This is a genomic window from Butyrivibrio sp. MC2021 (assembly GCF_000621605.1).
Taxonomy (GTDB): Bacteria; Bacillota; Clostridia; order Lachnospirales; family Lachnospiraceae; genus Butyrivibrio.
This window is the reverse complement of record NZ_JHXX01000001.1, coordinates 1301026-1323192: the sequence shown is the minus strand read 5'-3', so window position 1 is coordinate 1323192 and position 22167 is coordinate 1301026. Positions and strand designations below refer to the sequence as shown.

General features: G+C 42.6%; 24 protein-coding genes. 23 read left to right on the top strand and 1 reads right to left on the bottom strand.

Translation table 11 applies throughout. The features are described 5' to 3' along the window. Positions 1-3: 3 nt before the first annotated feature. From T359_RS0105560 to T359_RS0105480, 18 genes are all read left to right on the top strand, one after another. Positions 4-1395 (top strand): relaxase/mobilization nuclease domain-containing protein, encoded by a 1392-nt coding sequence (locus T359_RS0105560; protein WP_026516611.1) that lies wholly within the window; start codon positions 4-6, stop codon positions 1393-1395. Between the two features lie 314 nt (positions 1396-1709). Continuing rightward, positions 1710-3077, top strand: coding sequence for a hypothetical protein (locus tag T359_RS0105555; RefSeq protein ID WP_026516610.1), 1368 nt, complete (start codon positions 1710-1712; stop codon positions 3075-3077). A 139-nt stretch (positions 3078-3216) separates the two neighbouring features. Beyond that, positions 3217-4407 carry an RCC1 domain-containing protein gene (locus T359_RS21345; RefSeq protein ID WP_026516609.1) on the top strand — a complete coding sequence of 397 codons (1191 nt, stop codon included), beginning with the start codon at positions 3217-3219 and terminating at the stop codon, positions 4405-4407. Between the two features lie 102 nt (positions 4408-4509). Further along, positions 4510-5166, top strand: coding sequence for a hypothetical protein (locus T359_RS0105545; protein ID WP_026516608.1), 657 nt, complete (start codon positions 4510-4512; stop codon positions 5164-5166). Positions 5167-5759: 593 nt separating this feature from the next. After that, positions 5760-6782 (top strand): S66 family peptidase, encoded by a 1023-nt coding sequence (locus T359_RS0105540; RefSeq protein ID WP_035783848.1) that lies wholly within the window; start codon positions 5760-5762, stop codon positions 6780-6782. 110 nt (positions 6783-6892) lie between these two features. Beyond that, positions 6893-7636: a hypothetical protein gene (locus tag T359_RS0105535; protein WP_026516606.1), complete on the top strand. Its 744-nt coding sequence runs from the start codon at positions 6893-6895 to the stop codon at positions 7634-7636. Continuing rightward, a complete protein-coding gene (locus tag T359_RS23425; protein WP_081795383.1) occupies positions 7560-7757 on the top strand; it encodes a GNAT family N-acetyltransferase in 198 nt (65 codons plus the stop codon). The genes T359_RS0105535 and T359_RS23425 overlap by 77 nt, the downstream gene beginning before the upstream one ends. Before the next feature lie 38 nt (positions 7758-7795). Continuing rightward, entirely contained in the window at positions 7796-8125 is a 330-nt protein-coding gene (locus T359_RS0105530; protein WP_026516605.1) for a PadR family transcriptional regulator, read from the top strand. 2 nt (positions 8126-8127) lie between these two features. Next, positions 8128-9489, top strand: coding sequence for an FtsW/RodA/SpoVE family cell cycle protein (locus tag T359_RS19445; RefSeq protein WP_051544971.1), 1362 nt, complete (start codon positions 8128-8130; stop codon positions 9487-9489). Positions 9490-9612: 123 nt separating this feature from the next. Continuing rightward, positions 9613-9963 (top strand): BlaI/MecI/CopY family transcriptional regulator, encoded by a 351-nt coding sequence (locus tag T359_RS0105520; RefSeq protein WP_026516604.1) that lies wholly within the window; start codon positions 9613-9615, stop codon positions 9961-9963. Between the two features lie 27 nt (positions 9964-9990). Then, on the top strand, positions 9991-11931 hold the full coding sequence (locus T359_RS21340; RefSeq protein WP_051544970.1) for a M56 family metallopeptidase: 1941 nt from the start codon (positions 9991-9993) through the stop codon (positions 11929-11931). Positions 11932-12149: 218 nt separating this feature from the next. Continuing rightward, on the top strand, positions 12150-12872 hold the full coding sequence (locus tag T359_RS19435) for a sensor histidine kinase (RefSeq protein WP_051544968.1): 723 nt from the start codon (positions 12150-12152) through the stop codon (positions 12870-12872). Positions 12873-12874: 2 nt separating this feature from the next. Then, positions 12875-13357: an NfeD family protein gene (locus T359_RS0105505; protein WP_026516603.1), complete on the top strand. Its 483-nt coding sequence runs from the start codon at positions 12875-12877 to the stop codon at positions 13355-13357. A gap of 1 nt (position 13358) precedes the next feature. Continuing rightward, the gene (gene floA / locus T359_RS0105500; RefSeq protein WP_026516602.1) at positions 13359-14324 is read left to right on the top strand and encodes a flotillin-like protein FloA; all 966 of its coding nucleotides are present in this window, start codon (positions 13359-13361) and stop codon (positions 14322-14324) included. A gap of 16 nt (positions 14325-14340) precedes the next feature. Next, positions 14341-15075 (top strand): LytR/AlgR family response regulator transcription factor, encoded by a 735-nt coding sequence (locus T359_RS0105495; RefSeq protein ID WP_026516601.1) that lies wholly within the window; start codon positions 14341-14343, stop codon positions 15073-15075. Between the two features lie 179 nt (positions 15076-15254). Beyond that, entirely contained in the window at positions 15255-15458 is a 204-nt protein-coding gene (locus T359_RS0105490) for a hypothetical protein (RefSeq protein ID WP_026516600.1), read from the top strand. 9 nt (positions 15459-15467) lie between these two features. Then, the gene (locus T359_RS0105485) at positions 15468-16706 is read left to right on the top strand and encodes a bacterial transcriptional activator domain-containing protein (RefSeq protein ID WP_051544964.1); all 1239 of its coding nucleotides are present in this window, start codon (positions 15468-15470) and stop codon (positions 16704-16706) included. A 180-nt stretch (positions 16707-16886) separates the two neighbouring features. After that, complete coding sequence (locus tag T359_RS0105480; RefSeq protein ID WP_081795381.1) at positions 16887-17621, top strand: GTP pyrophosphokinase; 735 nt, start codon at positions 16887-16889, stop codon at positions 17619-17621. 67 nt (positions 17622-17688) lie between these two features. Here the strand turns inward: T359_RS0105480 and T359_RS0105475 are convergent, their stop codons facing one another. Then, positions 17689-18558, bottom strand: coding sequence for a class I SAM-dependent methyltransferase (locus tag T359_RS0105475; RefSeq protein ID WP_026516597.1), 870 nt, complete (start codon positions 18556-18558; stop codon positions 17689-17691). Between the two features lie 573 nt (positions 18559-19131). Here T359_RS0105475 and rpsJ point away from each other — a divergent pair. The 5 genes from rpsJ to rplB all read left to right on the top strand — a co-directional run bounded on the left by rpsJ (position 19132) and on the right by rplB (position 22156). After that, the gene (rpsJ, locus tag T359_RS0105470; protein WP_013279995.1) at positions 19132-19443 is read left to right on the top strand and encodes a 30S ribosomal protein S10; all 312 of its coding nucleotides are present in this window, start codon (positions 19132-19134) and stop codon (positions 19441-19443) included. Positions 19444-19578: 135 nt separating this feature from the next. Continuing rightward, a complete protein-coding gene (gene rplC / locus T359_RS0105465; protein WP_026516596.1) occupies positions 19579-20262 on the top strand; it encodes a 50S ribosomal protein L3 in 684 nt (227 codons plus the stop codon). Between the two features lie 27 nt (positions 20263-20289). Further along, positions 20290-20913, top strand: coding sequence for a 50S ribosomal protein L4 (rplD, locus tag T359_RS0105460; protein ID WP_026516595.1), 624 nt, complete (start codon positions 20290-20292; stop codon positions 20911-20913). Beyond that, positions 20913-21212: a 50S ribosomal protein L23 gene (gene rplW, locus T359_RS0105455; RefSeq protein ID WP_026516594.1), complete on the top strand. Its 300-nt coding sequence runs from the start codon at positions 20913-20915 to the stop codon at positions 21210-21212. Before rplD ends, rplW begins: the two co-directional genes overlap by 1 nt. Before the next feature lie 101 nt (positions 21213-21313). Continuing rightward, positions 21314-22156 carry a 50S ribosomal protein L2 gene (gene rplB / locus T359_RS0105450; RefSeq protein WP_022778091.1) on the top strand — a complete coding sequence of 281 codons (843 nt, stop codon included), beginning with the start codon at positions 21314-21316 and terminating at the stop codon, positions 22154-22156. Positions 22157-22167 lie beyond the last annotated feature (11 nt).

Here is a 22167-nt window from a genome sequence, read left to right as displayed (position 1 = left end):
ATTATGGCAGCTACAAGACTTATTGCAATTCATGGAAGTAAGGGTGGAGGAAAAGGAGGCGGAGCAAAAGGCAGCATTGATTATGTTGAGGATGATGAGAAGACTGAAGAAGGCAAGTGGATAACAGCCTATGAATGTGATCCAATAACTGCAGCAGAGGAATTCGACTTATCCATGAGGGAATATATTCAGAAGGTTGGGGATAAGGCATCTGACAATGTTATAGCTTATCAGATACGACAGTCCTTTAAGCCTGGAGAGATAACACCTGAAGAAGCAAACCGTATTGGTTATGAAACAGCTATGAGGTTTACAAAAGGTGAGCATGCATTTGTTGTCGCAACACATACGAACAGAGCACATATTCATAATCATGTTATATTCAATGCGGTTAATCTTGATTGTGACAGGAAGTTTAGAGACTTTCATAAATCAGGGATTGCGTTGGGGCGCCTGTCCAATCTTATCTGTCTTGAAAATGGATATTCAGTGATTGCAGATGAGCCATATCACAGTGATAAGGTGTACAACAATTTCCATAGCGATAGAACAATCCGTGATGGGATCAGGCAAGCGATTGACAAAGCTCTCTCTAATAGTCCAAAGACGTTTGACGATTTTCTCTTGGAGATGAAAGCTCAAGGCTATGAAATCAAACATGGTAAGCATACTTCGGTCAAAGGAAATAATCAAAAACGCTTTGTCAGATTTAAATCGCTTGGTGATGGCTATACTGAGATCGATATCAAGAAAAAGATTGAGAGTGATTCAAAAATCATTGCACCCAAGAAAGAATCTACTCCGTTTTATCGCCAGAAAGACTTTGATCTGCTTATTAACGTTCAGGATATAGCTTCGAAAGGAAAAGGTTATGAAAACTGGGCGAAGAAGTTTAATATAAAGCAGGTATCGAAAGCTCTTTTGTTCATACAAGAAAATGGTATCGGTTCTTATGATGAATTGGAGAAAAGAACTGAAGAGTCAGCGAAAAGATTTGGCGAACTTAGAGATGAAATCAAGATTTGCGAATCACGGATGGATGAAATCTCAAAGCTCCGTAAAAATATAATCGACTACTCCAAGACCAGAGATATTTATCAGAAGTACAAAGCAACCGGTTTTGACAGAAAGTTTTTTGAAGAGCACAGAGCTGAAATCATGATTCACAAAAGTGCGAAGGATTCATTTAATAAGATCCAAGGAAAGATTCCATCTGTTAAAGAACTTAATGAAGAATTTGAACAGTTACGTTCAAAAAAGAATGAAGCCTACTCCGAGTACAAGCTGGCTAAGAAAGATATGGAGCAGTTCCGCATTGCCAAGTATGATATTGATTGCATCCTTGGAATCAGAGAAATGCCGGCGCAGCGTCGCACCCCTGAGCGCACACGCTAACTTATATTTGTTAAAGGCAAGTGGGGCATATGTAATACATATGCGACTTGTTGGGGGATTCCCCAAGCCCCTTGAATCAGATTTTCAATCTGACTGTTGCATCTACGATGAAGATAATTATCAATCCGATAAAAAATGAAAAGCATAGCAGAATAAGATTTGAGTGTGGCTGACAAATGCTGCACTCTTTTCTATTTTGGTGAAATAACAAATTTGCACTATGCAAAAAATGAATAGCTTGTAAGGTAATATTGATGATTTTTAACATGCTGATATAATTAGAAACCGGGGATACTTTATCTTGGAGGATAGGTATGAAAAGAAGAAAAGTTTTGGCGGGAATTCTTGCAAGCATGCTCGTTTTGTCTGCATGTTCTTTTTCCAATACAAATGAATATGATACGGAAGTGGTTTCAGACAATGAAGTATCTACTGAAAGCACTAGCGAAGAAAGAAATGATGAAAGCACAGCTGAAATAACTCAGAATGAGGATGAAATTGTAGAAATAGATACAACAAAAATAATAGAAGATCAGTCTTTTGACATTCAATTAAATGAATGGGGAGATGTGAGATTTGTATCTTGCCAACCTGATAAAGATACAAATCCACATGCTGATGCAACATTTTATCTTATGGACCAGAATCAGGTGATTTATAAAATGCCTTCTGTTTATGAAAACGACATCAGAGATAACCTCTTCGAGGGGATATCTTTTGTGGCTTTTAAAGATATCAATGAAGATGAAAAAGATGAAGTGATCATTGGTCTGTTATACATAACCGGTGCAGGTCCGCAGGGAGTGATTCCTCGTACAGAGGTCAGAATCTTCGAGGATAAAGGCGATTCATTTGAATACTCAAAGGATATTAGTAAATATATCAATGATTCCATGCCTGAAGATGGTACAATCCATGATGTTTATGACAAGATAAAGATGTACAATTCTACGACTAAGGATAGTGCTTATTTATCCAATGACTTAATTGATTCTCAGATTTCAATCATAGTAAAAAACAGAGATGTCTGGAAAATCACATATGAAGATGGTTTAACAACATCTGCTCACACTCTCTACTATATCACGGATTATGATCATAATGGCAGACTGGAAATTACTGCATCTGAAACTCAGGGAACAGGAATATTTACTCATGCAGAAATATATGAAGTGAATTCTGATTTTAATGGAATTGAGTTAATTGATTACAATGGCGATGCTCCTGAATTTGAATATAAAAAAATAAAAGTGTTCTATAACGAGGCTGATCAAACATACATGTATATCGGTACAAACCATGGGAAATCAGGAGCTTCATGGGGAGGTAATATAAAATGTGCCCTTTATCTTGAAAATGGAGTAATACATTATGACGAGATTGCGGTTGAAGAATACCAGCCTAAAGACGATGACAGTGATGAACTTGTTTTTTCTTATACCGATAATTTCGGAAACGCAATTACCGAAGAGCAATTTGAAACTGCTGAAGATGAATTATATGAAAGCTATGACCAACAAGAGGTTTCTTTTGGAGTAATATATAATGAATACGAAAATGTATTTCAGGAACTACCAGATGATATTATGGCGCAGATGCTAATGAAATCGTATGAAACCTTTTCTGGACTAATTAGCTATGATGAGTTTAATGAAGTTGAGGAAAAAATAAGAACATCTTAATTACAATTTCTTACATATCAATTATTGTGGGAAAAAAAGTAAAGCTCTTAAGGCTTTGACATTGCTGATGGGCATTATTATTGTTGTGGCTCCATTGTATATACTTGATTTTTAAAAGTTAACTGGTGAAAGGTGACTTATGGATATTGAAGATAAAGATATGAGTGAAATTATTGATAGCAATTTTGATGAGCCTGATAAGAAGAATTGGCTGGTCTGGGTATTTACTATTCTGTGCATTGCTATTGGTGCTGCTGTGCTTATTAAGTTCATTCCTGCCATTACCCCATCTGATGATGCTGTTACTGTGGATCCTGATGAGGATATTGTTGAACTTCCTGTTTACTATGTAGAAAACATGGATGAACTTCATCTTGATGATACCGATTTTGACATAGCAAACTATTATTTCAGAAATGAGTATGAATATGATAATCACTATTATATAGATGATGATAATGTCCTTTGGGGTGTGGGTGATAACGGTGAAGGACAGCTAGGCAACGGGAATCGCTCATCTTATGAAAGCGCACCACAGAAGATAGCTGAGAATGTGGTTCATGTTGATTACGCAGCATTCTTCATGATTTATCTCACAGAAAACGGTGAATTATACGGAGCCGGGGCAAATCAAAACGGATTGATGGGATTGGAAAATCCATATGGGAAAGAATGGATTTATTATGATGATATAGTTGCTACATCCCCAGTATGTTTAATGACTGATGTAAAATATGCCAGAGCGAGTCATGGTGGTATTATTGCCCTCAAAAATGATGGTTCAGTCTGGTGGTGGGGCGAAATCAGGACTACATCAGCGAAACATCCTGATGATACAATTGGATGCAGTTATTCAGAGCCTACAAAGATGCTTGATAATGCAATCTATGTTACCTGTGGTTCATTCAGCATGGCTGCCATCAAAGATGATGGTACATTGTGGACCTGGGGCAACAACACCTTTGGAAGTTGTGGATATGACAGCAAGAATCAAGATTTCATAGAAGAGCCGGTTAAAGTTTTGGATGACGTGAAAATGGTCTGGATGGATGAAGTCAGATTTGAAAACAATAAGCCATATACCGTAGAAGATGATGAGTATGACTATACATATGTTACCTTTGCAGAGAAAAAAGACGGCTCAGTATTTGCCTGTGGCAAATATGTTGATGGCGAAGGAAGCAAGATCTGGGATTTCAAACTTTATGAAGATACGTTAAGAACTCCTGAAGAATATATGGATGATGGACTTCATGAACCGATAGAACTCGTGTATTCTGACAGATTCCAGAGGATACAGTTTAAAGAGAAAGAAACTATAAACAATTAAAGAATTCTGCCGATATAAAAGATAGCAATGGAGATGCGTGTCTTTTCAATGGATTGACCATCCTTGAAGGGGCACGTTTTTATTATCGGAAGGATGATGTCTATGAGTATGGCGGTGAATGCAGTATATAACAGAATGCAGATCCAACAGGCGCAGGTGCAGAGGCCGAAATCCAAAGGCAGTGATATTACCCAGGCTGTAAAGGGGGCAGTAGATTCGTACAGGTTCTGCGGAGTTTCAGAATTTCATTCCATGAAGGATTGTGCAGCTGACGAGATAGACTTTGGTTATGCTATTGCGGGACTTCAGGGGGATGATAATCAGCTGCCATGCAATTTTTACAAGAGAGCTGATTATAACGATGAGGATCCTGTCATAATTGCCAGGATGTATCCATGGGATGGGAGTGATCCCATTGTTAGGGAAATCCATGTGAAAGAAGTAGATTTGTCAAATGCGGATTACTACGATACTTTTGCTTGTGGCATATATCTGAAAGAAAAGGGACAGATACAGTATATAGGTGACATACTGTTGCCATACGAGCTGGCTGAAGAGGAACAACAAGAGGGGTATTGGGATGGCAAGGTGGATAGCTTTGCCAAGTACGATGTTCTCAAGGCACTTGATAACTTCATAAAAGAGAGTTTTGAAACTGGACGTTACAAGCAATATATGGAGTTTAAACACCTTCAGGAAGCTATAGAAAAGTACTTTCCTGCTTCTGTTAATAAGGTCAAAGACCATAATGATTTTTGAATAACGTGCCGCTGGCTCTAAAATGGCTCTAAAAATTTCAAAAACCACTAAAAATGAAGCGAAACATGAGATATATGCGAATAGAAACCACGTAAAATCAAGGCTTTCCAAATAGATATAAAGACCGTTAAGCCGTGAGGGTGGACGTACAGTTGGATCAGGTAAGGTTGCTACAATCGTAGAGTAAAGCCTTCGGCTTTGAGCCGCGCGTACGAATATATAAAGAGCTTGGAAAGTGCTTGCACTTTTCCAAGCTTTTTTTTATTCGTGCATGGGGCGAATGCCCCGCGCTAGTAAGCAAAAGCGAAGCTTTTGGTTACGGAGCGGCTTAAAGCGAGGCGACATATAGCATTATTGGAATTAAAAATAGTAATCAAGCTACAATGGGGTAATTGGAAAAAGCAATAACTAAGCAGTACACGATGCCTATACGGATTGTGTGCTGCTTTCTTTGTGGTTATAATACTCCATGGGGGAAATTAAAGGAGGATTTAATCAGGGGATGAAAAAGTGGAAAACAACGTTGGGAATACTATGTGCTGCTGTTGATTTATGCAGTGCTTGTGAAAATTGGATCAGGCAAGGATATAGCAATGAAGAGTTTAGTTAAACCGGCACATCTGAATAAGGGAGATCTTATAGCGACTATAAGTCCCTGTAACGGATGGGCAGGAGATGCAAATGTAAGATGGAAATATGACCTGGGAGTGTCTAGGCTAGAGGCGTTGGGCCTTCGGGTAGTGGCTGCGCCAAATTCTATGCGAGGTTCGAAGTACCTTTCCAAGAATCCAAAGGACAGAGCTGAAGATATAATGTGGGCCTTTGAGAATAAGGAGGTTCGTGCGATCATCGCCAACATTGGAGGCAATGACAGCCTAAAAGTCATCCCATACATAGACCCCAAGGCGATAAGGGATAACCCCAAGATATTTATTGGTTATTCCGATGTGATGTATCTGCATTTCCTGTGTTATCATTGTGGGCTTTCCACATTTTATGGTGACAATCTCCTTACGACCATAGCTGATCAGGCCGGATGGCACGAATATGGTAAAAATTGGTTTGTAAAAACACTCTTTGACCCTGCACCCATCGGCATGATAGAGGCTGCAAAGGAGTGGGCATTTGAATCCTCAGATCTTTATGATCCGAAAAAGATAAGAGAGTTTATTCCAAACGAAGGATATGAGATCATTCAGGGAAGTGGCTGTGTATCAGGTAGGCTAATAGGAGGCCATACAGGCATCATGGACCTTGAAGGAACAGATATCGAGCCTGATCCGGAAGATTATGACGGAGCCCTTCTGTTCGTGGAGGATATACCTGAGTTCTTCGATGAAGAAGGTGTGAGGACCTATTTCGAATATCTGGGGCAAAAGGGAATACTTCAGAGAATAAATGGTATTGTTATCGGCAAGACCATAGACAATAATGCTTTTTCAAATAGAGCTGAGTTAATACGGCAGATAGTAGCTAAGTACTCCAGAGAAATTCCTATACTCTATGGGCTGAATTTCGGTCATTCCGCGCCGATATGCATTATGCCCTATGGAGCCCGGGCTGAGATTGATTGCGATAATAAGACGTTTTCTATCAAAGAAAGTGGTGTTATCTAAGTAAAGAATTAACGAAAACTGCCGATAAATAAGATAGCAATGGAAATGCGTGTCTTTTCAATGGATTGAGATCCAATGGGAAGGCACGTTTTTGTTATGAAGGAGACTTTATGAGTATAGCAGCACTGGCACTTGATCGTTATACAGACAATACAGCTACCGTGGCAGGAAAAGAGAATTATGTTGGCGTAGAGGAGACTTCTAAAAGCTTCGGTGCGCACCTAAATGAAGCAACTGAGAAGAAGTGTCCATATAGCTTCCTGGCGAAGGATGGCATCATTAACTATAAAGGTGTAGTCTTTGAGTGCGATTATCAGCAGAACGCCATAACCCTGGGAAATATGTATGAGAAAGAGAAAGTGCTGAAGATATATCTTCCAAGCGGCGGAGCGCTTCATGTAAACGTAGACAACATCAATCAGCTTTCCAAGGCAGCAAGCATGTTTACTCCGGAGGATCTTAAGGCCTTTATGAGGGCTCTTCAGGAGTACAATCACTGTACAAGAAAGCGCCATGAGATTGAGGAAGAAAAGTCAAAGCCCATAGAAGAGACGGCTCAGGAAAACGAGACTCCCCATGTGGAAAAAGAGCCTGAGCTTCAAGAAAACTCTTTGATAGAGCAGATTAATTCATATAAAACAGAACTTTATCTTAAGCTTCTTAACAATGAAACTGAGGTCAAGATCCGTATAGGAAGCCAGGAATTTAGCGACAAAGAATGGGACAAACTCATGGAAAGGGTAGACCAAGAGCAGGAAAGAATTCAGGAAGCCTTGGATGAAAAAGAGGAAAAGCAGGCTGAAGAGTTTATGCAGGCAAGGAATTGGATCCAGACTGATGACAGCGGTTCTTAAGGACATAAAAGAGAAGGGCTATCAAAAGGTGACAATCGGCGTTGGAAGTGATGAACCACAGAACTACAGATTGTATCAGCGGTTTGTATTGACATGTATAGATAATCGATATACTATATAGACAGACAATATATCGGCAATCTATATAAGGAGGACATGATGGCTGTTGATAAATCTCTTTTAACAGGAAGTATGACAATGCTTATTCTTAAGCTCCTGTCAGAAAAAGACATGTACGGTTATGAAATGATCGATACCCTCAGGAAGAAGTCTCAGAACGTATTTGAGCTTAAGGCGGGAACTCTTTATCCGCTTCTTCACGGGCTTGAGGAGAAGGGAATGCTGAGGGTCTACGAGCAGGAGTTTTTGGGGAAGACCAGGAAGTACTACAGCATTACCAAAGAGGGGAAAAAACTTCTCAAAAGCAAGACGGAAGAATGGAATGAGTATTCCTGCGCAATAGCAAATGTACTGGCGATGGGGGTGTGACAATGGAGGAATATATTCAGATACTGCTGGAGCAGGTGCGATTTTACCAGGCTCACAAGGTGATAGAAGACGAGCTCAGGGCCCATATGGAGGACCAGATAGAGGCCAATATGGCAGCAGGCATGGACAGGGAAGCTGCGGAAAAAGCAGCTGTGGCAGATATGGGCGATCCGGTGGAAGCAGGGGTTTCCATGGACAGAGTCCACAGGCCCAGGATTGCATGGAACGTTGTGATCATCGCGGTTTTGGTAGGTATTGTCAGCAGCGTGATCCATGAGCTTGTAGCTATAGATGCCGGGCATTTGGACCAGTCAACCAGCGTCCTTGGGAGCCATGTTTTTTACATAAAAGTCCTGATAGGGTTTGCGGCCATGATAACTGTATACCTGATCGATTATACTTTTATTGCCAAAAATGCAAAAGTGATCACCTTATTGATAATGGCAATGTTGCCCCTTTCCTACCTTGGCTATAGCGTCAATGGGGTGCATACGTTTCTTCGTTTGGGGCCCATAGTCATTCTTACATCGGCGTATTTGCTGTTTTATGTTCCGCTGTACGGAGCGATTGTGTATAAGTACCGTGGTGGCGGGGGGCTGGCATTCATTGGCGCTCTGCTGTGGATGTTTGTTCCGGCAATACTTGTATTTAAGAGAATCAGACTTTTGACTGCTCTGGTGATGATAATGGCAATGGCAGTGCAGCTGACCATAGCCGTGGCAAAGGGATGGTTTAAGGTTCCAAAGAAGCTCACGATATGCTCATTATGGGCATCCATAACAGTGGTTCCGTTGGGAATCGTGGCATTTCTTTTTCATAATGGTTTACTTGCAGGCTACCAGATGAGCAGGATCAGTGCTATATGGGATCTTGATAATGATGCGGCTTATGTGACAAGGACGGTTCGTTCTTTTGGTAATGTGAATCTTGTGGGCAATACGGGAAAAGATGTCCTGGGCAGCCTTCCAAGTCCTAACGGCGACTTTTTACTGACATATCTTGCGAATAGATATGGAGCGCTTTTTGTTGCCGCAGTGGTTGCAGCTGTGGCGGCAGTGATAATAACAGGCTGCATCGCAACAGCCAAGTGTAAGAACCAGCTTGGCTTTGTAATGGGCGTTGGATGCATGGACGTGCTTCTTGTAAATATGCTGGCGAACGTACTTGAGAATATGGCGGTCATCCCTTACACCGGCTCATTTATGCCATTCTTCTCTGCAGGTTCCAGCAACTTGTTTTTATCGTATACCTTTTTGGGTATTATCCTCAGCATCTACAAGTACAAAGATGCTTACCCCCAGCACGTGGATATAGGTATCCGCGGCAGGACAAAGCTTGGGAATATCGAGATAATGAAGAATTGATAGGGAAAAAAGATGTGGTCTTCGGATTGCATCTTTTTTATTGTTGATTGACAGTGTTGGTCTATAGGGTATAAACTTAAAGAGGTCGATAGAGAATAGACCATAACAAAAAGGAGGTATGTCATGGAAATCGGGGAAGTTCAAATGCAGTTTGCAGAGCTTATATGGGATAATGAGCCCATCGGTTCCGGAATGCTTGTGAGGCTTAGCGCTAATCAGTTTGGCTGGAAGAAGTCAACCACCTACACGGTGCTTAAAAAGCTCTGTGATAAAGGGCTGTTCAAAAATGATGAGGGCGTGGTTACATCGCTTATTTCCAAGGAAGAATTTTACAGAAGAAAGAGCGAACAGTTCGTGGAAGAGACCTTTGGAGGCTCACTGCCCGCATTTCTTGCGGCTTTCACATCCAGACAGAAGCTTTCGGAAAAAGAGATAGCGGAAATCCGCAAGATAATAGACAGTGCAAAAGACTGATAAGAGAGGCATACGGAGGAAATATATATGGGGACATTGTTTATTAAAGTGATAGAGATCAGCATAGTAGCATCTTTTCTGATGCTGGCTGTGATCATATTCAGACTGCCGCTTAAGAAGGCACCCAAGTGGTTCATGGGTGTGCTTTGGGCAATAGTGGCTTTAAGGCTCCTTTTTCCATTTCAGATTGAATCGAAGATTGGCTTTCTGCCTGATGTTGGCAACAGGATAGAGTCATTCTTCTATGATGTCACAGCTGCTGACAGCGGTATCGAGGTGACTACTCATAACTACGAGCCAAATACCGGCGATGAAGCAACCTATGTTTTTGAAGCAGATAGCAACGAGGTTACAGAATCCCAGGAGATAGTTACTGACTATCTTCCCAATGAGGAGATAATAGTTGTAGAGGATAATGGAAAGGGCTTAAGTTCCAGTCTTTTCCGACGAGACCTGTTCGTAAGGCTTCAGATGATCTGGCTTTTTGGTATTTTCTTGATCCTGGGCTATGCGGTATTCAGTTATATCTCGATTCGGAAAAAGACCAGAGAATCCATCAGACTTGAGAATGAAAAGAATGTATTTATCTGCGACGAGATTGATACACCTTTTATCTTGGGAATCTTCAAACCCGCAATATATCTGCCCTCCGGTCTTGATGATGAGACAATAAGGAACGTTCTTTTCCATGAAAAAGCACATATTAAGCGCCTTGATCATCTTAGGAAGCAGCTGGGATTCCTGATCCTGGCTGTGCACTGGTTCAATCCCCTGGTGTGGGTGTCATACGCTCTTTTCTGCAAGGACATAGAACTTGCCTGTGATGAGAAGGTCATCAGTCATATGTCTTTGGATGAAAAGAAGTCCTACGCCAATTCACTGCTTCTTTGCAGCACCCATAAGCGCCTGGTGCTGGCTTATCCTTTGGCCTTTGGTGAAGTGGGGGTAGGTACAAGAGTGAAGCAGATCTTTAACTATAGAAAGCCTACTTTCTGGCTTATAGTGCTGCTTGTCATCGTTTGCGTGGTGCTCCTATCGGGCTTTTTTCAAAAATCAACTGAAGTGAAGAATGTCACTCAGGATGAAGCTGATGAGGATGTAATCGTAGTAACGGAGTCAGATTCTTCGCAGGTGACGGGGGTAACCCAGACCAAGGACTCATTTGTACGGCAGTGGGCTGAGGATTTTGAGGACAGAAATGCTCAGGGGATCATTGAAGCCTCTACTGATGAAGTCAGGAAGACACTTATGGAAGAGGGGCTCCTTGCGGGAGAGGGCGAGGATGCCACATTCGGCTGGTCCAGTCCCTGGCCCGGAATCAATTTGGACTCTGACTCTGATACCAGCTGTGCTTTTGGATACTTAAATGAGGAGCGCACAGAGGCGGAGATCTTTTATTGCGCCACCGACTCTGAACCCCATGTTTATCTTTGGAAAGAGTACATCACAATTGCTAAGGATGAGAACGGCGATTACAAGGTGGTTTCGGAAGAGTTCATAAGATATGAGGACATTGAGACTATCGATGATTATGATAATGCCTGGAATGCAGATTCCATGCTGCTTAACCCTCTGGATTACAGCCAAAACGGTCTGGGCGAAATGCTGAATAACAACGCCAAGAATAGCACCGGCGATGAATACAAGAAGCTTTTTGACCCTCTTACAGCAGCAAGATATCTTCTTAATCTATCGGAGGATGAAGATAAGGTAACCCTTTTGAACATTGAGTCTCCGGAGGTTGGCTCCTTTGTTGCGGTTCATTTCAGTGATGCGGATTATGATGTAAGCATTGATATGGTGCAGCCCTGGGGCGAGGACGGAATCTATGTTCCTGTGAAATATATATTACCCAAGGAAGTGAAATCTGAGGAATATAAGACCGGAGATAACGGCTTTGGCAGCCTTCCCAATGCCATGGGAGATGAAGGCGAGTGGATCGACTTAAATCCTGCCTCTGAGCCTTAATATTTCGAGAAAGAATTAAAATAGCAGTAACTGCATATGATCATTTGTGAAACAGAACACCTTATATTAAGGGACTTTCAAAAAGAGGCATGTAACCGAATAATTGTCATTACAATTAAAATAATGTCATTTCAGACCCGATTTTGTATATTTCAGAGAATATACGTTGTAGTCCCGGGCTGAGATGATATTATTTTATTATAGGAGAGACAAAGACAATGTACCTTATCTTTTTTGCCATATTGGTAGTGATACTTGCAATCTGCATAGTGATTCTGGCCAGGAACTACATTCAGCTCTTGAAAAGGGATGATGCTCTTCGCGAAAGCATCGACAACCTGTCAAAGCTCAATGACAAGCTGCGAATGGACAGACATGATTACCTGAACCAGCTGCAGGTTGTGTATGGTCTCATGGAGCTTGAGGAATATGATGAGATGAATGCATACCTCAGGAAGGTGTACAAGGAGCTGATGAAAACGGGAAAAGCTGTAAAGACGTCTAAGCCCGCCGTAAATGCGCTCCTGGCTGCCAAATTCGCCGAGGCGGAAGCCAAGGAAATCGAGTTTCTCATCGAAGTGAAATCCGACCTTAAGAACCTGAATATCGAGGACTGGGAGCTGTGCAAGGTTTTATCCAACCTCACAGACAATGCTATAAAAGCCCTTGAGGACAGCGATGTTCAGGAAAAGAAGATCAGGATAAATATCACGGAGACTCAGCAGCAGTACATCTTCAGCGTGGAGAACAACGGCCCGAAGATTCCTGAAGAAATAAGGGACAGCATTTTCAAAAAGGGCTTTACCACCAAAAAGGAAGAAGGCCACGGCATGGGACTTGCAATTGTCTCTGAGATAGTAAATAAAGCTAAGGGAAAAATAGAACTTAAATCTGACGAGGAAGAAACAGTATTTACAGTCAGCTTTGGAAAGGAAGAGTAAAAATGGGAGCAGTTCAGATATTGGGAATTGTAGTTCTGATCCTGGGGATCCTGCTTATCGGCGTTGAATTCTATATGCCGGGCTTCGGACTTCCGGGAATCGCGGGAACAGTGTGCACCGCAGCAGGCATTTTTTTAACAGGAAGAAATGCCCCGGAGAGAATTCTGGTGGGGGTCATCGCAATTGTGGTGATCGCGGTAATGCTGGTCATAAGCATTGTGGTATTCAGCTCTAAGAAGATCAAATCACCTATCAAGCTGGATACGGACCTTCAGGGCAAGAACCTTTTTATCGACGAAGAGGATATGGAATATCTTATAGGAAAAAAGGGTGTGGCCATCACAGACCTTCGCCCCTCGGGAAAAGGGGAATTCGACGGAGTCAAGCTGGATATCCTTTCATCAAACTATTACATAAAAAAGGATACACCCCTTATGATAACAGAGGTTAAAAACAACAGGATAATCGTTCAGGAGGAGAAATAAAATGATGACAACAATAATAATCGCAGCTCTTATAATATTACTGGTAGTGGTATTTTTTACCGTGATCCCCGTTGGAATGTGGATTTCAGCTGTAGCCAGCGGCGTTAAGATCAGCATCTTTTCACTGGTAGGAATGAAGCTTCGCCGTGTAAGACCCGCCAAGATCGTTAACCCCATGATCAAGGCAACCAAGGCAGGCCTTGATGTTAAGACCAATCAGCTGGAGGCTCATTATCTGGCAGGCGGAGATGTGGACAGCGTAGTTAATGCCCTTATAGCCGCAGAGAGAGCCAGCATGAACCTTTCCTTCGAGCAGGCTTCAGCCATCGACCTTGCAGGCCGCGACGTTTTCGAAGCTGTAACCATGAGCGTAACTCCTAAGGTTATCGAGACACCTCAGATCTCAGCAGTTGCCAAGGACGGTATCGAACTTCTTGTAAAGGCCCGTGTGACTGTAAGAACCAACATCGATCACCTCATCGGTGGTGCAGGTGAAGCCACAGTTCTTGCAAGAGTAGGTGAAGGCATCGTAACAACAGTAGGTTCTGCTCAGACCCACAGCAGCGTTCTTGAGAACCCCGACGACATTTCCAAGGTAGTTCTGGAAAAAGGTCTTGATTCAGGCACAGCCTATGAGATCATGTCAATTGATATAGCTGATATCGACATCGGAAGAAACATCGGTGCTAACCTCCAGAGTCTTCAGGCTGAGGCCAACACCAAGATCGCCCAGGCCAAGGCTGAGGAGAGAAGAGCCATGGCGGTTGCTCTCGAGCAGGAGATGAAGGCTGAGGTAGTTAAGGCAGAGGCCGATATCCCAAGAGCTATGGCAGAGGCCCTCAGAACAGGCAAGCTCGGCGTTCTTGATTATTACAACTTAAAGAACGTTCAGGCAGACACCAAGATGAAAAACGACATCGGAACCGGTGTTATGAAATATGTTGATAGCAAGAAAGACAAACAGTGATTAAGGAGTTTCTTTTATGTTAAAGGTAATGGTTGTAGAGGATGATGAGCAGATTCGAATGATCCTCGGCAAGATGATAGAAAAAAGTGAGGGATGTCAGGTGGTGGCTTCCTGTGGCAATTTTGCAGCTGCCATCAGCGAATTTATCAAGAATCGCCCCCAGGTGGTGTTCATGGATATAGACCTGGGCGGCGAGAGCGGCCTTGACTGTGCCAAAGCCATTACTGAAGTGGATCCAAAGGTAAAGATTGTTTTTGCCACCGCCCACAGCGAGTACATGGCCAACGCTTTTGAGATCTACGCCTTTGATTATCTGGTGAAGCCCTTTGACCTCGAGAGAATAACCAAAACTCTTTCAAGAATAAAAAGTATGTCAGAGCCTCAGGAGCAGGAAATACCCTCCGCAAAAGCCGATACTTCTTTTGACAAATTGGTCATCAGAGGCAAGGAGGAGATCAACCTCATCGACACCGAAGACATCATAATGGTGGAAAGGACCGACGGCATGTGCAGGATAGTGACCAGGGAAGAAATCTTCCTGACAGCCACCTCCCTGTCTTCCATACAGGAGAAGCTTGATCCGGACAAGTTCATGAGGTGTCACAAGTCCTACATCGTAAGGACCGACGCCATCAAAAAGCTGGAGGTCTACGGAAGATGGACTTACACCGTAACCCTAAAGGACACTAATGAAACGGCACTTATGACATCAGATAAGTATAATGAAATGAAACAGAAACTGGTATTTTGATATCCGAAACCCTGTACATTACGTGCAGGGTTTTTTATCATATTTTTTTGCAATCTGCGACAAAAAAATACTATTTCACGACAATTATTAAATGTGAAATAATATTTCGTGGCATATTATAATCGTAAGATAGACGATTTGTCTGCGTAATTTTATGAGGGAACGGGATGGAATAGAACATGTATGATGAAAGTGGTTTGCTGATTGTGAAGGAGAACCACTGCTGCGAGCACTGGGAGCCTGATGATGGGGCTTTGGTTCCTATGAAGGAGTGCTGGTGCTGTAAATGGTCCAACTTTCGTGATGATATTAAGAATTCTTCTAGTGAATGCTTTAGTGTTTGTAACTATGTCGGTAATGCAAAAGAAGCAGTAAGCAGGTGAGGAACTTATATGCAAAATTCGGGGACGAAAATAAAACTTCACATTCAGCTGTTTGGAGGTCTTGCGATTTCTTATGAGGGGAAGAACATATCAATCGGCAAGAACAAAACAGCAAAATACATACAGTTGCTTGAGATCGTGTGGCTAAGTGGCGACAGGGGAATTCCCAAGGATTCTCTTATTAATATTCTCTACGACAGGGAAGAACAGTCCAATATCAGCAACAGCTTTAACAATCTGATTTATCAGATGCACAAGCAGTTGAAGAAATCAGGACTTCCGGATGGGGATTATATTGTAAACAGAGACGGAATCTTTTTCCCTGATGAAAATGTAGAGATCGAGTCCGATGCCATAACCTTCGTGCAGTGCGTAGAGAAGGCCAGGACCTGTCAGGACAAGGCTGAAGAAGTCGCTCTTTACAAGCAGGCTTTTGACCTCTATGTGTCTGAGCTTCTTCCGGAAATATCCACCCAGGAGTGGGTAATAATGAAGAGCGTTCAGTATCAGAAGATGTATTCCGAGTGCGTAATATCTCTTGGCAATTACTACCAGAAGCGCAAGGACTATGACTCCATGTACAGGGTCTACAAAAAGGCCGCGGAGCTGTATCCCGATGACGAGTGGCAGGTTGGCGAGATCAACGCGCTGATAGGCATGGAATCCTATAAGGATGCTTATACTATATATAATGAAACAGTAAGATATTATACTGATGAGCTGGGCATTACTCCCAGCAACGACCTGCTTGAGTGTTACGACAAGATGAGCAGGCAGATTACCAACTCACCCAATGAGATTCTCCAGATCAGAGATGATATCCTGGAGCACAGGGAGAGCGTGGTAAAAGATGATGACGGCGCCTATGATGTTTCCTATCCCAGCTTCATAGATGCCTACCATATCCTCAGCAGAAATATGGAAAGAAGCGGACAGTCAGTTTATATGATGCTTCTTACTCTTGTGGATTATGAGGGTAAAAAGATTGCCAATCAGGCGAAGCTGGAAAACAGAAGTAAGCTTCTCCAGCAGGCTATTTCCGAGACCCTGAGACAGGGCGATACCTATTGTAAATACTCCGCCTCACAGTATCTGGTTCTTCTTGTGGGAACCAGCAAGGAGAGTTGCAAGATAGTTTTCCGAAGAGTGTTGAACAAACTTAAGATGCTGGCAGGCCCCAGAACAGAGCTGGAATACAGCGTTGTATCCCTGGCCGATCTTCCTGACAGACTTGCCGAAGCAAAATGACTTTGTTTTACAAGATTCTTTTCGGGGGAAAAGATATTTCTTATGAGAATTCCGCAGGCGCCTCGTGCGCTCTGCGGAATTTTGGGCTTTAAAGAAAAGCTTTATATTTCGTTCACAGAATTTTAAAGGAATATTGCTATACTATACATAGAAGAATCAGGCAGAAAGGAAGTGAGGTCTATGGCAGTGAAACACTTAGACTACTCCAAGGTCGACTTCGCAGCTATTGCGGGCGGCGCAGACAAGATCATTGAAAGCGATTCTATAACTGAGACAGATATTGAGAATATTTTGAAGGGGAAGAATCAGGAAAAAGATTTCAGAATTTTGATGATGAAGTATGAATGTGCTTTATCAGAGGTGAGAACTAAATTCGATGTATTAAATAAAGAATTATCGGTCATAACCAACAGAAATCCCATCGAGTCTATCAAAATGAGAATCAAGACTCCGGTCAGCATCTATAACAAGCTCAGCAACAAGGGATTGGATTTCACACTTGATAATATCAACGATCAGCTTTCGGACATTGCAGGAATCAGAGTAATTTGTTCTTTTGTGGATGACATTTATATGTTGGCGGATTGCCTTCAGAATCAGGATGACATCACAGTATTACAGAAAAAGGATTACATCAAGAAACCTAAGAAGAGCGGATACAGAAGCCTTCATCTTATCATTCAGATACCTATTTTCCTTACGGACAGAAAGGAATACATGAAGGTTGAGGTTCAGTTCAGGACCATAGCCATGGATTTCTGGGCAAGTCTTGAGCACAAGATGAAGTACAAAAAGAATATCGAGAATCAGGATGTAATTGTTGATGACCTGAAGTTCAGTGCAGATCTCATCAATCAGCTGGATCGCAGAATGCAGCAGATAAGAGAACGCATTGATGCCAGTGAAGACCAGTAAATAATACAGCTTTTAAGATCATGTCAAATATAAGAGCCGGTGGATGTCCACCGGCTCTTTGTTATGCTCAGTCGTTTATTGCAGTCCAGCGTCCGCTTGCTCCGCAGGGAAGAACCAAACCGTTGCCCTTAACGGGAAGACCGATCTCATCTGCCTCAACCTTGCCCCTGTGAATGGGATCAAGGACCGTATGAAGCATATAAGAAAGAACAGCGGGCTGAAGACCTGTGGTGTAGGAGTTGATAAGGAAAAACAGCGGTGTGTCGGAAAGCAGCTGAGAGGACAGCTGAATAAAAGGAAATACCGAGTCCTCTATTTTCCAGATCTCACCCTTGGGACCTCTTCCGTAGGAGGGGGGATCCATGATGATTCCGTCGTACTTGTTGCCGCGTCTTATTTCTCTTTCTACTAATTTAACACAGTCGTCCACAAAATATCTGACAGGGGCATCTCCAAGCCCTGAGGAAGCCGCGTTCTCTTTTGCCCAGGCTACCATTCCCTTGGCGGCGTCCACATGGGTTACGGAAGCGCCGGCCTTGGCTGCGGACACGGTAGCTCCTCCTGTATAGGCAAACAGATTAAGAACCTTGATGGGACGATTTGCTTCTTTTATTAATGAAGAGAACCAATCCCAGTTGGCTGCCTGCTCAGGGAAAAGACCTGTGTGCTTGAAGCTGAAGGGCTTCAGATTAAAGGTAAGTTCCTTATAATTTATGGACCATTCCTCAGGGAGATTCTTGAACTCCCATTCACCGCCGCCCTTGTTGGAACGGTGGTAATGTCCGTTGAACTTTTTCCAGCCGTAATGCTTTTTGTCAGTGTTCCATATTACCTGGGGATCAGGCCGGACCAACAGGTAGTCGCCCCATCTCTCAAGCTTCTCTCCGGAGGAAGTGTCAAGGACCTCATAGTCCTTCCATCCATCAGCAATCCACATAGTTTATACCTCGAAATATAATTATTTAATAAATGTTTAGTTTCCTATAATAGTCATTTCTATATATTAATGATAGTATCAGAAAATCAGTACTATGGCATTACATAAAAATGGCTTTAAACCAAAAATGCACGAGATATTGTACTACTGTAGCGGTAAAATAGATATTATAAAAAGGCAAGAGATTAAAAAACATCAAGAAAAATAATCCAAAAACACTGATTTTGCGAAAAAACTGATTAATTTACAAAAAGGTGTTGCATATCAGATAAAAATGATTTATACTCAACCATGCTGTGACATGATAGCTATGAAGCGTGAGGTTGCTGCTTTATCCAGTTAAGCAGGTTTTCCGTGGAGCGAATGTCAAGGACCGAGTGATCGGCCAAACAAACTGACGACAAGTCACTGTACAGTTAATTTAGGTCTGCCGACTAACCCAAGGCAGAAACGACGTGTAGGATAAGTTCGGGATCTTATTTTGCGATGAGGTTCTGGACACACACGGGAGAGTGTACAGTCACCGCTTGTCGTACTTATTCAAAAAAGTGCGAAAAGGAGGCGACTTTTTTTATGGCAAATCAGGTAATGAGAATTACACTTAAGGCTTATGATCATCAGCTTGTTGATGCATCTGCCAAGAAGATTATCGAGACAGTCAAGAAGAACGGATCTCAGGTTTCCGGACCTGTACCTCTTCCTACTAAGAAGGAAGTTGTTACAATTCTCCGTGCTGTTCACAAGTACAAAGATTCCAGAGAGCAGTTCGAGCAGAGAACACACAAGAGACTTATCGATATCATCACACCTACATCCAAGACAGTTGAGGCTCTTCAGAGACTCGAGATGCCTGCAGGTGTTAACATAAACATTAAGATGAAATAATAACAGACCTCTACTAGTATGATGCGAGACGCATGATGCCGTGATAACTGGATAATTGTTGAGGATAATGATGACAATTGACGACATTGCGAACGAAGTAAGCATCCGCTGTAGATGTAATAAGGAGGTAAAAACATGAAGAAGGCTATTTTAGCTACAAAAGTCGGAATGACTCAGATCTTCAAAGAAGATGGTTCACTGGTTCCTGTAACTGTTCTTCAGGCAGGACCATGCGTAGTAACTCAGATCAAGACAGTTGAGAACGATGGTTACAGCGCAGTTCAGGTTGGATTTGTTGACAAGAAAGAGAAGACTGTTAACAAGGACAAGAACGGCAGCAAGACAATCTACCACCGTCACGGCGCAACTAAGGCTGAGCAGGGACATTTCAAGAAGGCTGGAGTTTCTTGCAAGAGATATGTAAGAGAGTTCAAGTTCGAGAATGCTGCTGATTATGCACTTGGCGCTGAGATCAAGGCTGATATCTTCGCAGAAGGCGACAAGATTGATGCTACAGCTGTTTCAAAGGGAAAAGGATTCCAGGGTGCTATTAAGAAGAATGGTCAGCACAGAGGACCTATGGCACACGGTTCCAAGTTCCACCGTCATCAGGGTTCTAATGGCTCAAGTTCAGATCCCAGCCGTGTATTCAAGGGTAAGGGAATGCCTGGTCACATGGGCAGTGTAAAAGTAACAGTTCAGAATCTTGAGGTTGTAAGAGTAGATGCTGACAAGAATCTTATTCTTGTAAAGGGTGCTATTCCTGGACCTAAGAAGGGACTTGTTGCTATCAAGGAAACCGTTAAGGTTGAAGGCTAATAGAACGCGAAAGGAGGAACCATACAGATGGCTAATGTATCTGTTTACAATATGGAAGGCAAAGAAGTTGGCTCAATCGAATTGAATGACGCTATCTTCGGAGTTGAAGTAAATGAACATCTCGTACACATGGCAGTTCTTCAGCAGCTCGCTGACAAGCGCCAGGGTACACAGAAAGCAAAGACACGTTCTGAAGTTTCCGGAGGCGGAAGAAAGCCTTGGAGACAGAAGGGAACCGGTCACGCAAGACAGGGTTCAATCAGAGCTCCTCAGTGGAAGGGCGGCGGAGTTGTATTCGCTCCAGTTCCAAGAGATTACTCTTTCAAGATGAACAAGAAAGAGAAGAGAGCTGCTCTTAAGTCTGCTCTTACAGATAAGGTTCTTAACAACAACGTAGTAGTTGTTGATGAGCTCAAGTTTGATGAGATCAAGACCAAGAGATTTGCAGAGGTTATGAACAACCTCAAGGCTACACGTAAGGCTCTTGTAGTACTCGCTGACAATGATCAGAACGTAGTACTTTCAGCTAGAAACCTTGCAGAGGCTACAACAACACTTACAAACACACTTAACGTGTATGATATCGTAAACGCAAGAACACTCGTCCTTACAAAGGATGCAGTAGCAAAGATTGAGGAGGTGTATTGCTAATGGCAGCATTACAGTATTATGACGTAATCCTTAAGCCTGTTCTTACTGAGAAGAGCATGGCAGGCATGGCAGAGAAGAAGTACACTTTCCTTGTTAATCCTGAAGCTAACAAGACACAGATCAAGGAAGCTGTAGAGAAGATGTTCGAAGGAACAAAGGTTGCAAAGGTTAATACAATCAATGCAAACGGTAAGATGAAGAGACGTGGCATGATCGTTGGCTTCACAGCTAAGACCAAGAAAGCTATCGTTCAGCTTACTGAGGACAGCAAGGACATCGAGATCTTCCAGGGACTTTAATCAATAGATAACCAATAACTATACGTACGGATCCAAACAAAGTCCGGGATCCAAATGATAAACATCATTAGATACGTGATAAACAAAAAGGAGATAAAATCATGGGAATTAAGAAATACGGCCCATATACCCCTTCCAGAAGAAACATGACAGGTTCTGATTTCTCTGAGATCACAAAGAAGACTCCTGAGAAGTCACTGGTTGTTTCAAAGAACAGCAAGGCTGGTCGTAACAATCAGGGTAAGATCACTGTTAGACATCGTGGATGCGGCGGCAGAGTTAAGTACAGAATTATCGATTTCAAGAGAAACAAGGACGATATGCCTGCAAAGGTTATCGGAATTGAGTATGATCCTAACAGATCAGCAAATATCGCACTCATCGAGTACGAGGATGGCACAAAGGCTTACATCCTTGCACCTAACGGTCTTAAGGATGGCATGACAGTTATGAACGGTGCTAACGCAGAAGTTCGTGTTGGTAACTGCCTCCCTCTTTCACAGATCCCTGTCGGTGAAAACGTACACAATGTTGAGCTTTATCCCGGAAAGGGTGGCCAGATGGTTCGTTCAGCTGGTAACGCTGCACAGCTTATGGCTAAAGAAGGTAAGTACGCTACACTTCGTCTTCCTTCAGGCGAGATGAGAATGGTTCCTATCGAGTGCCGTGCAACAATCGGTGTAGTAGGAAATGGTGATCACAACCTTATCAACTATGGTAAAGCCGGAAGAATTCGTCACATGGGTATCCGCCCTACAGTTCGTGGTTCTGTTATGAACCCTAACGACCATCCACACGGTGGTGGTGAAGGTAGAGCACCTATCGGTCGTTCTGGCCCTAGCACACCTTGGGGCAAGCCTGCTCTTGGTTACAAGACACGTAAGGCTAAGAAGGCTTCTAACAAGCTGATCGTAAGAAGAAGAAACGGTAAAGCCATCAAATAAGGAGGAATGAA

Excerpts from the sequence above, each read along its gene's own strand:
- T359_RS0105560 (WP_026516611.1), top strand. The coding sequence starts at position 4 with ATGGCAGCTACAAGACTTATTGCAATTCATGGAAGTAAGGGTGGAGGA.
- T359_RS0105555 (WP_026516610.1), top strand. The coding sequence starts at position 1,710 with ATGAAAAGAAGAAAAGTTTTGGCGGGAATTCTTGCAAGCATGCTCGTT.
- T359_RS21345 (WP_026516609.1), top strand. The coding sequence starts at position 3,217 with ATGGATATTGAAGATAAAGATATGAGTGAAATTATTGATAGCAATTTT.
- T359_RS0105545 (WP_026516608.1), top strand. The coding sequence starts at position 4,510 with ATGAGTATGGCGGTGAATGCAGTATATAACAGAATGCAGATCCAACAG.
- T359_RS0105540 (WP_035783848.1), top strand. The coding sequence starts at position 5,760 with ATGAAGAGTTTAGTTAAACCGGCACATCTGAATAAGGGAGATCTTATA.
- T359_RS0105535 (WP_026516606.1), top strand. The coding sequence starts at position 6,893 with ATGAGTATAGCAGCACTGGCACTTGATCGTTATACAGACAATACAGCT.
- T359_RS23425 (WP_081795383.1), top strand. The coding sequence starts at position 7,560 with ATGAAAAAGAGGAAAAGCAGGCTGAAGAGTTTATGCAGGCAAGGAATT.
- T359_RS0105530 (WP_026516605.1), top strand. The coding sequence starts at position 7,796 with ATGGCTGTTGATAAATCTCTTTTAACAGGAAGTATGACAATGCTTATT.
- T359_RS19445 (WP_051544971.1), top strand. The coding sequence starts at position 8,128 with ATGGAGGAATATATTCAGATACTGCTGGAGCAGGTGCGATTTTACCAG.
- T359_RS0105520 (WP_026516604.1), top strand. The coding sequence starts at position 9,613 with ATGGAAATCGGGGAAGTTCAAATGCAGTTTGCAGAGCTTATATGGGAT.
- T359_RS21340 (WP_051544970.1), top strand. The coding sequence starts at position 9,991 with ATGGGGACATTGTTTATTAAAGTGATAGAGATCAGCATAGTAGCATCT.
- T359_RS19435 (WP_051544968.1), top strand. The coding sequence starts at position 12,150 with ATGTACCTTATCTTTTTTGCCATATTGGTAGTGATACTTGCAATCTGC.
- T359_RS0105505 (WP_026516603.1), top strand. The coding sequence starts at position 12,875 with ATGGGAGCAGTTCAGATATTGGGAATTGTAGTTCTGATCCTGGGGATC.
- floA (WP_026516602.1), top strand. The coding sequence starts at position 13,359 with ATGATGACAACAATAATAATCGCAGCTCTTATAATATTACTGGTAGTG.
- T359_RS0105495 (WP_026516601.1), top strand. The coding sequence starts at position 14,341 with ATGTTAAAGGTAATGGTTGTAGAGGATGATGAGCAGATTCGAATGATC.
- T359_RS0105490 (WP_026516600.1), top strand. The coding sequence starts at position 15,255 with ATGTATGATGAAAGTGGTTTGCTGATTGTGAAGGAGAACCACTGCTGC.
- T359_RS0105485 (WP_051544964.1), top strand. The coding sequence starts at position 15,468 with ATGCAAAATTCGGGGACGAAAATAAAACTTCACATTCAGCTGTTTGGA.
- T359_RS0105480 (WP_081795381.1), top strand. The coding sequence starts at position 16,887 with ATGGCAGTGAAACACTTAGACTACTCCAAGGTCGACTTCGCAGCTATT.
- T359_RS0105475 (WP_026516597.1), bottom strand. The coding sequence starts at position 18,558 with ATGTGGATTGCTGATGGATGGAAGGACTATGAGGTCCTTGACACTTCC.
- rpsJ (WP_013279995.1), top strand. The coding sequence starts at position 19,132 with ATGGCAAATCAGGTAATGAGAATTACACTTAAGGCTTATGATCATCAG.
- rplC (WP_026516596.1), top strand. The coding sequence starts at position 19,579 with ATGAAGAAGGCTATTTTAGCTACAAAAGTCGGAATGACTCAGATCTTC.
- rplD (WP_026516595.1), top strand. The coding sequence starts at position 20,290 with ATGGCTAATGTATCTGTTTACAATATGGAAGGCAAAGAAGTTGGCTCA.
- rplW (WP_026516594.1), top strand. The coding sequence starts at position 20,913 with ATGGCAGCATTACAGTATTATGACGTAATCCTTAAGCCTGTTCTTACT.
- rplB (WP_022778091.1), top strand. The coding sequence starts at position 21,314 with ATGGGAATTAAGAAATACGGCCCATATACCCCTTCCAGAAGAAACATG.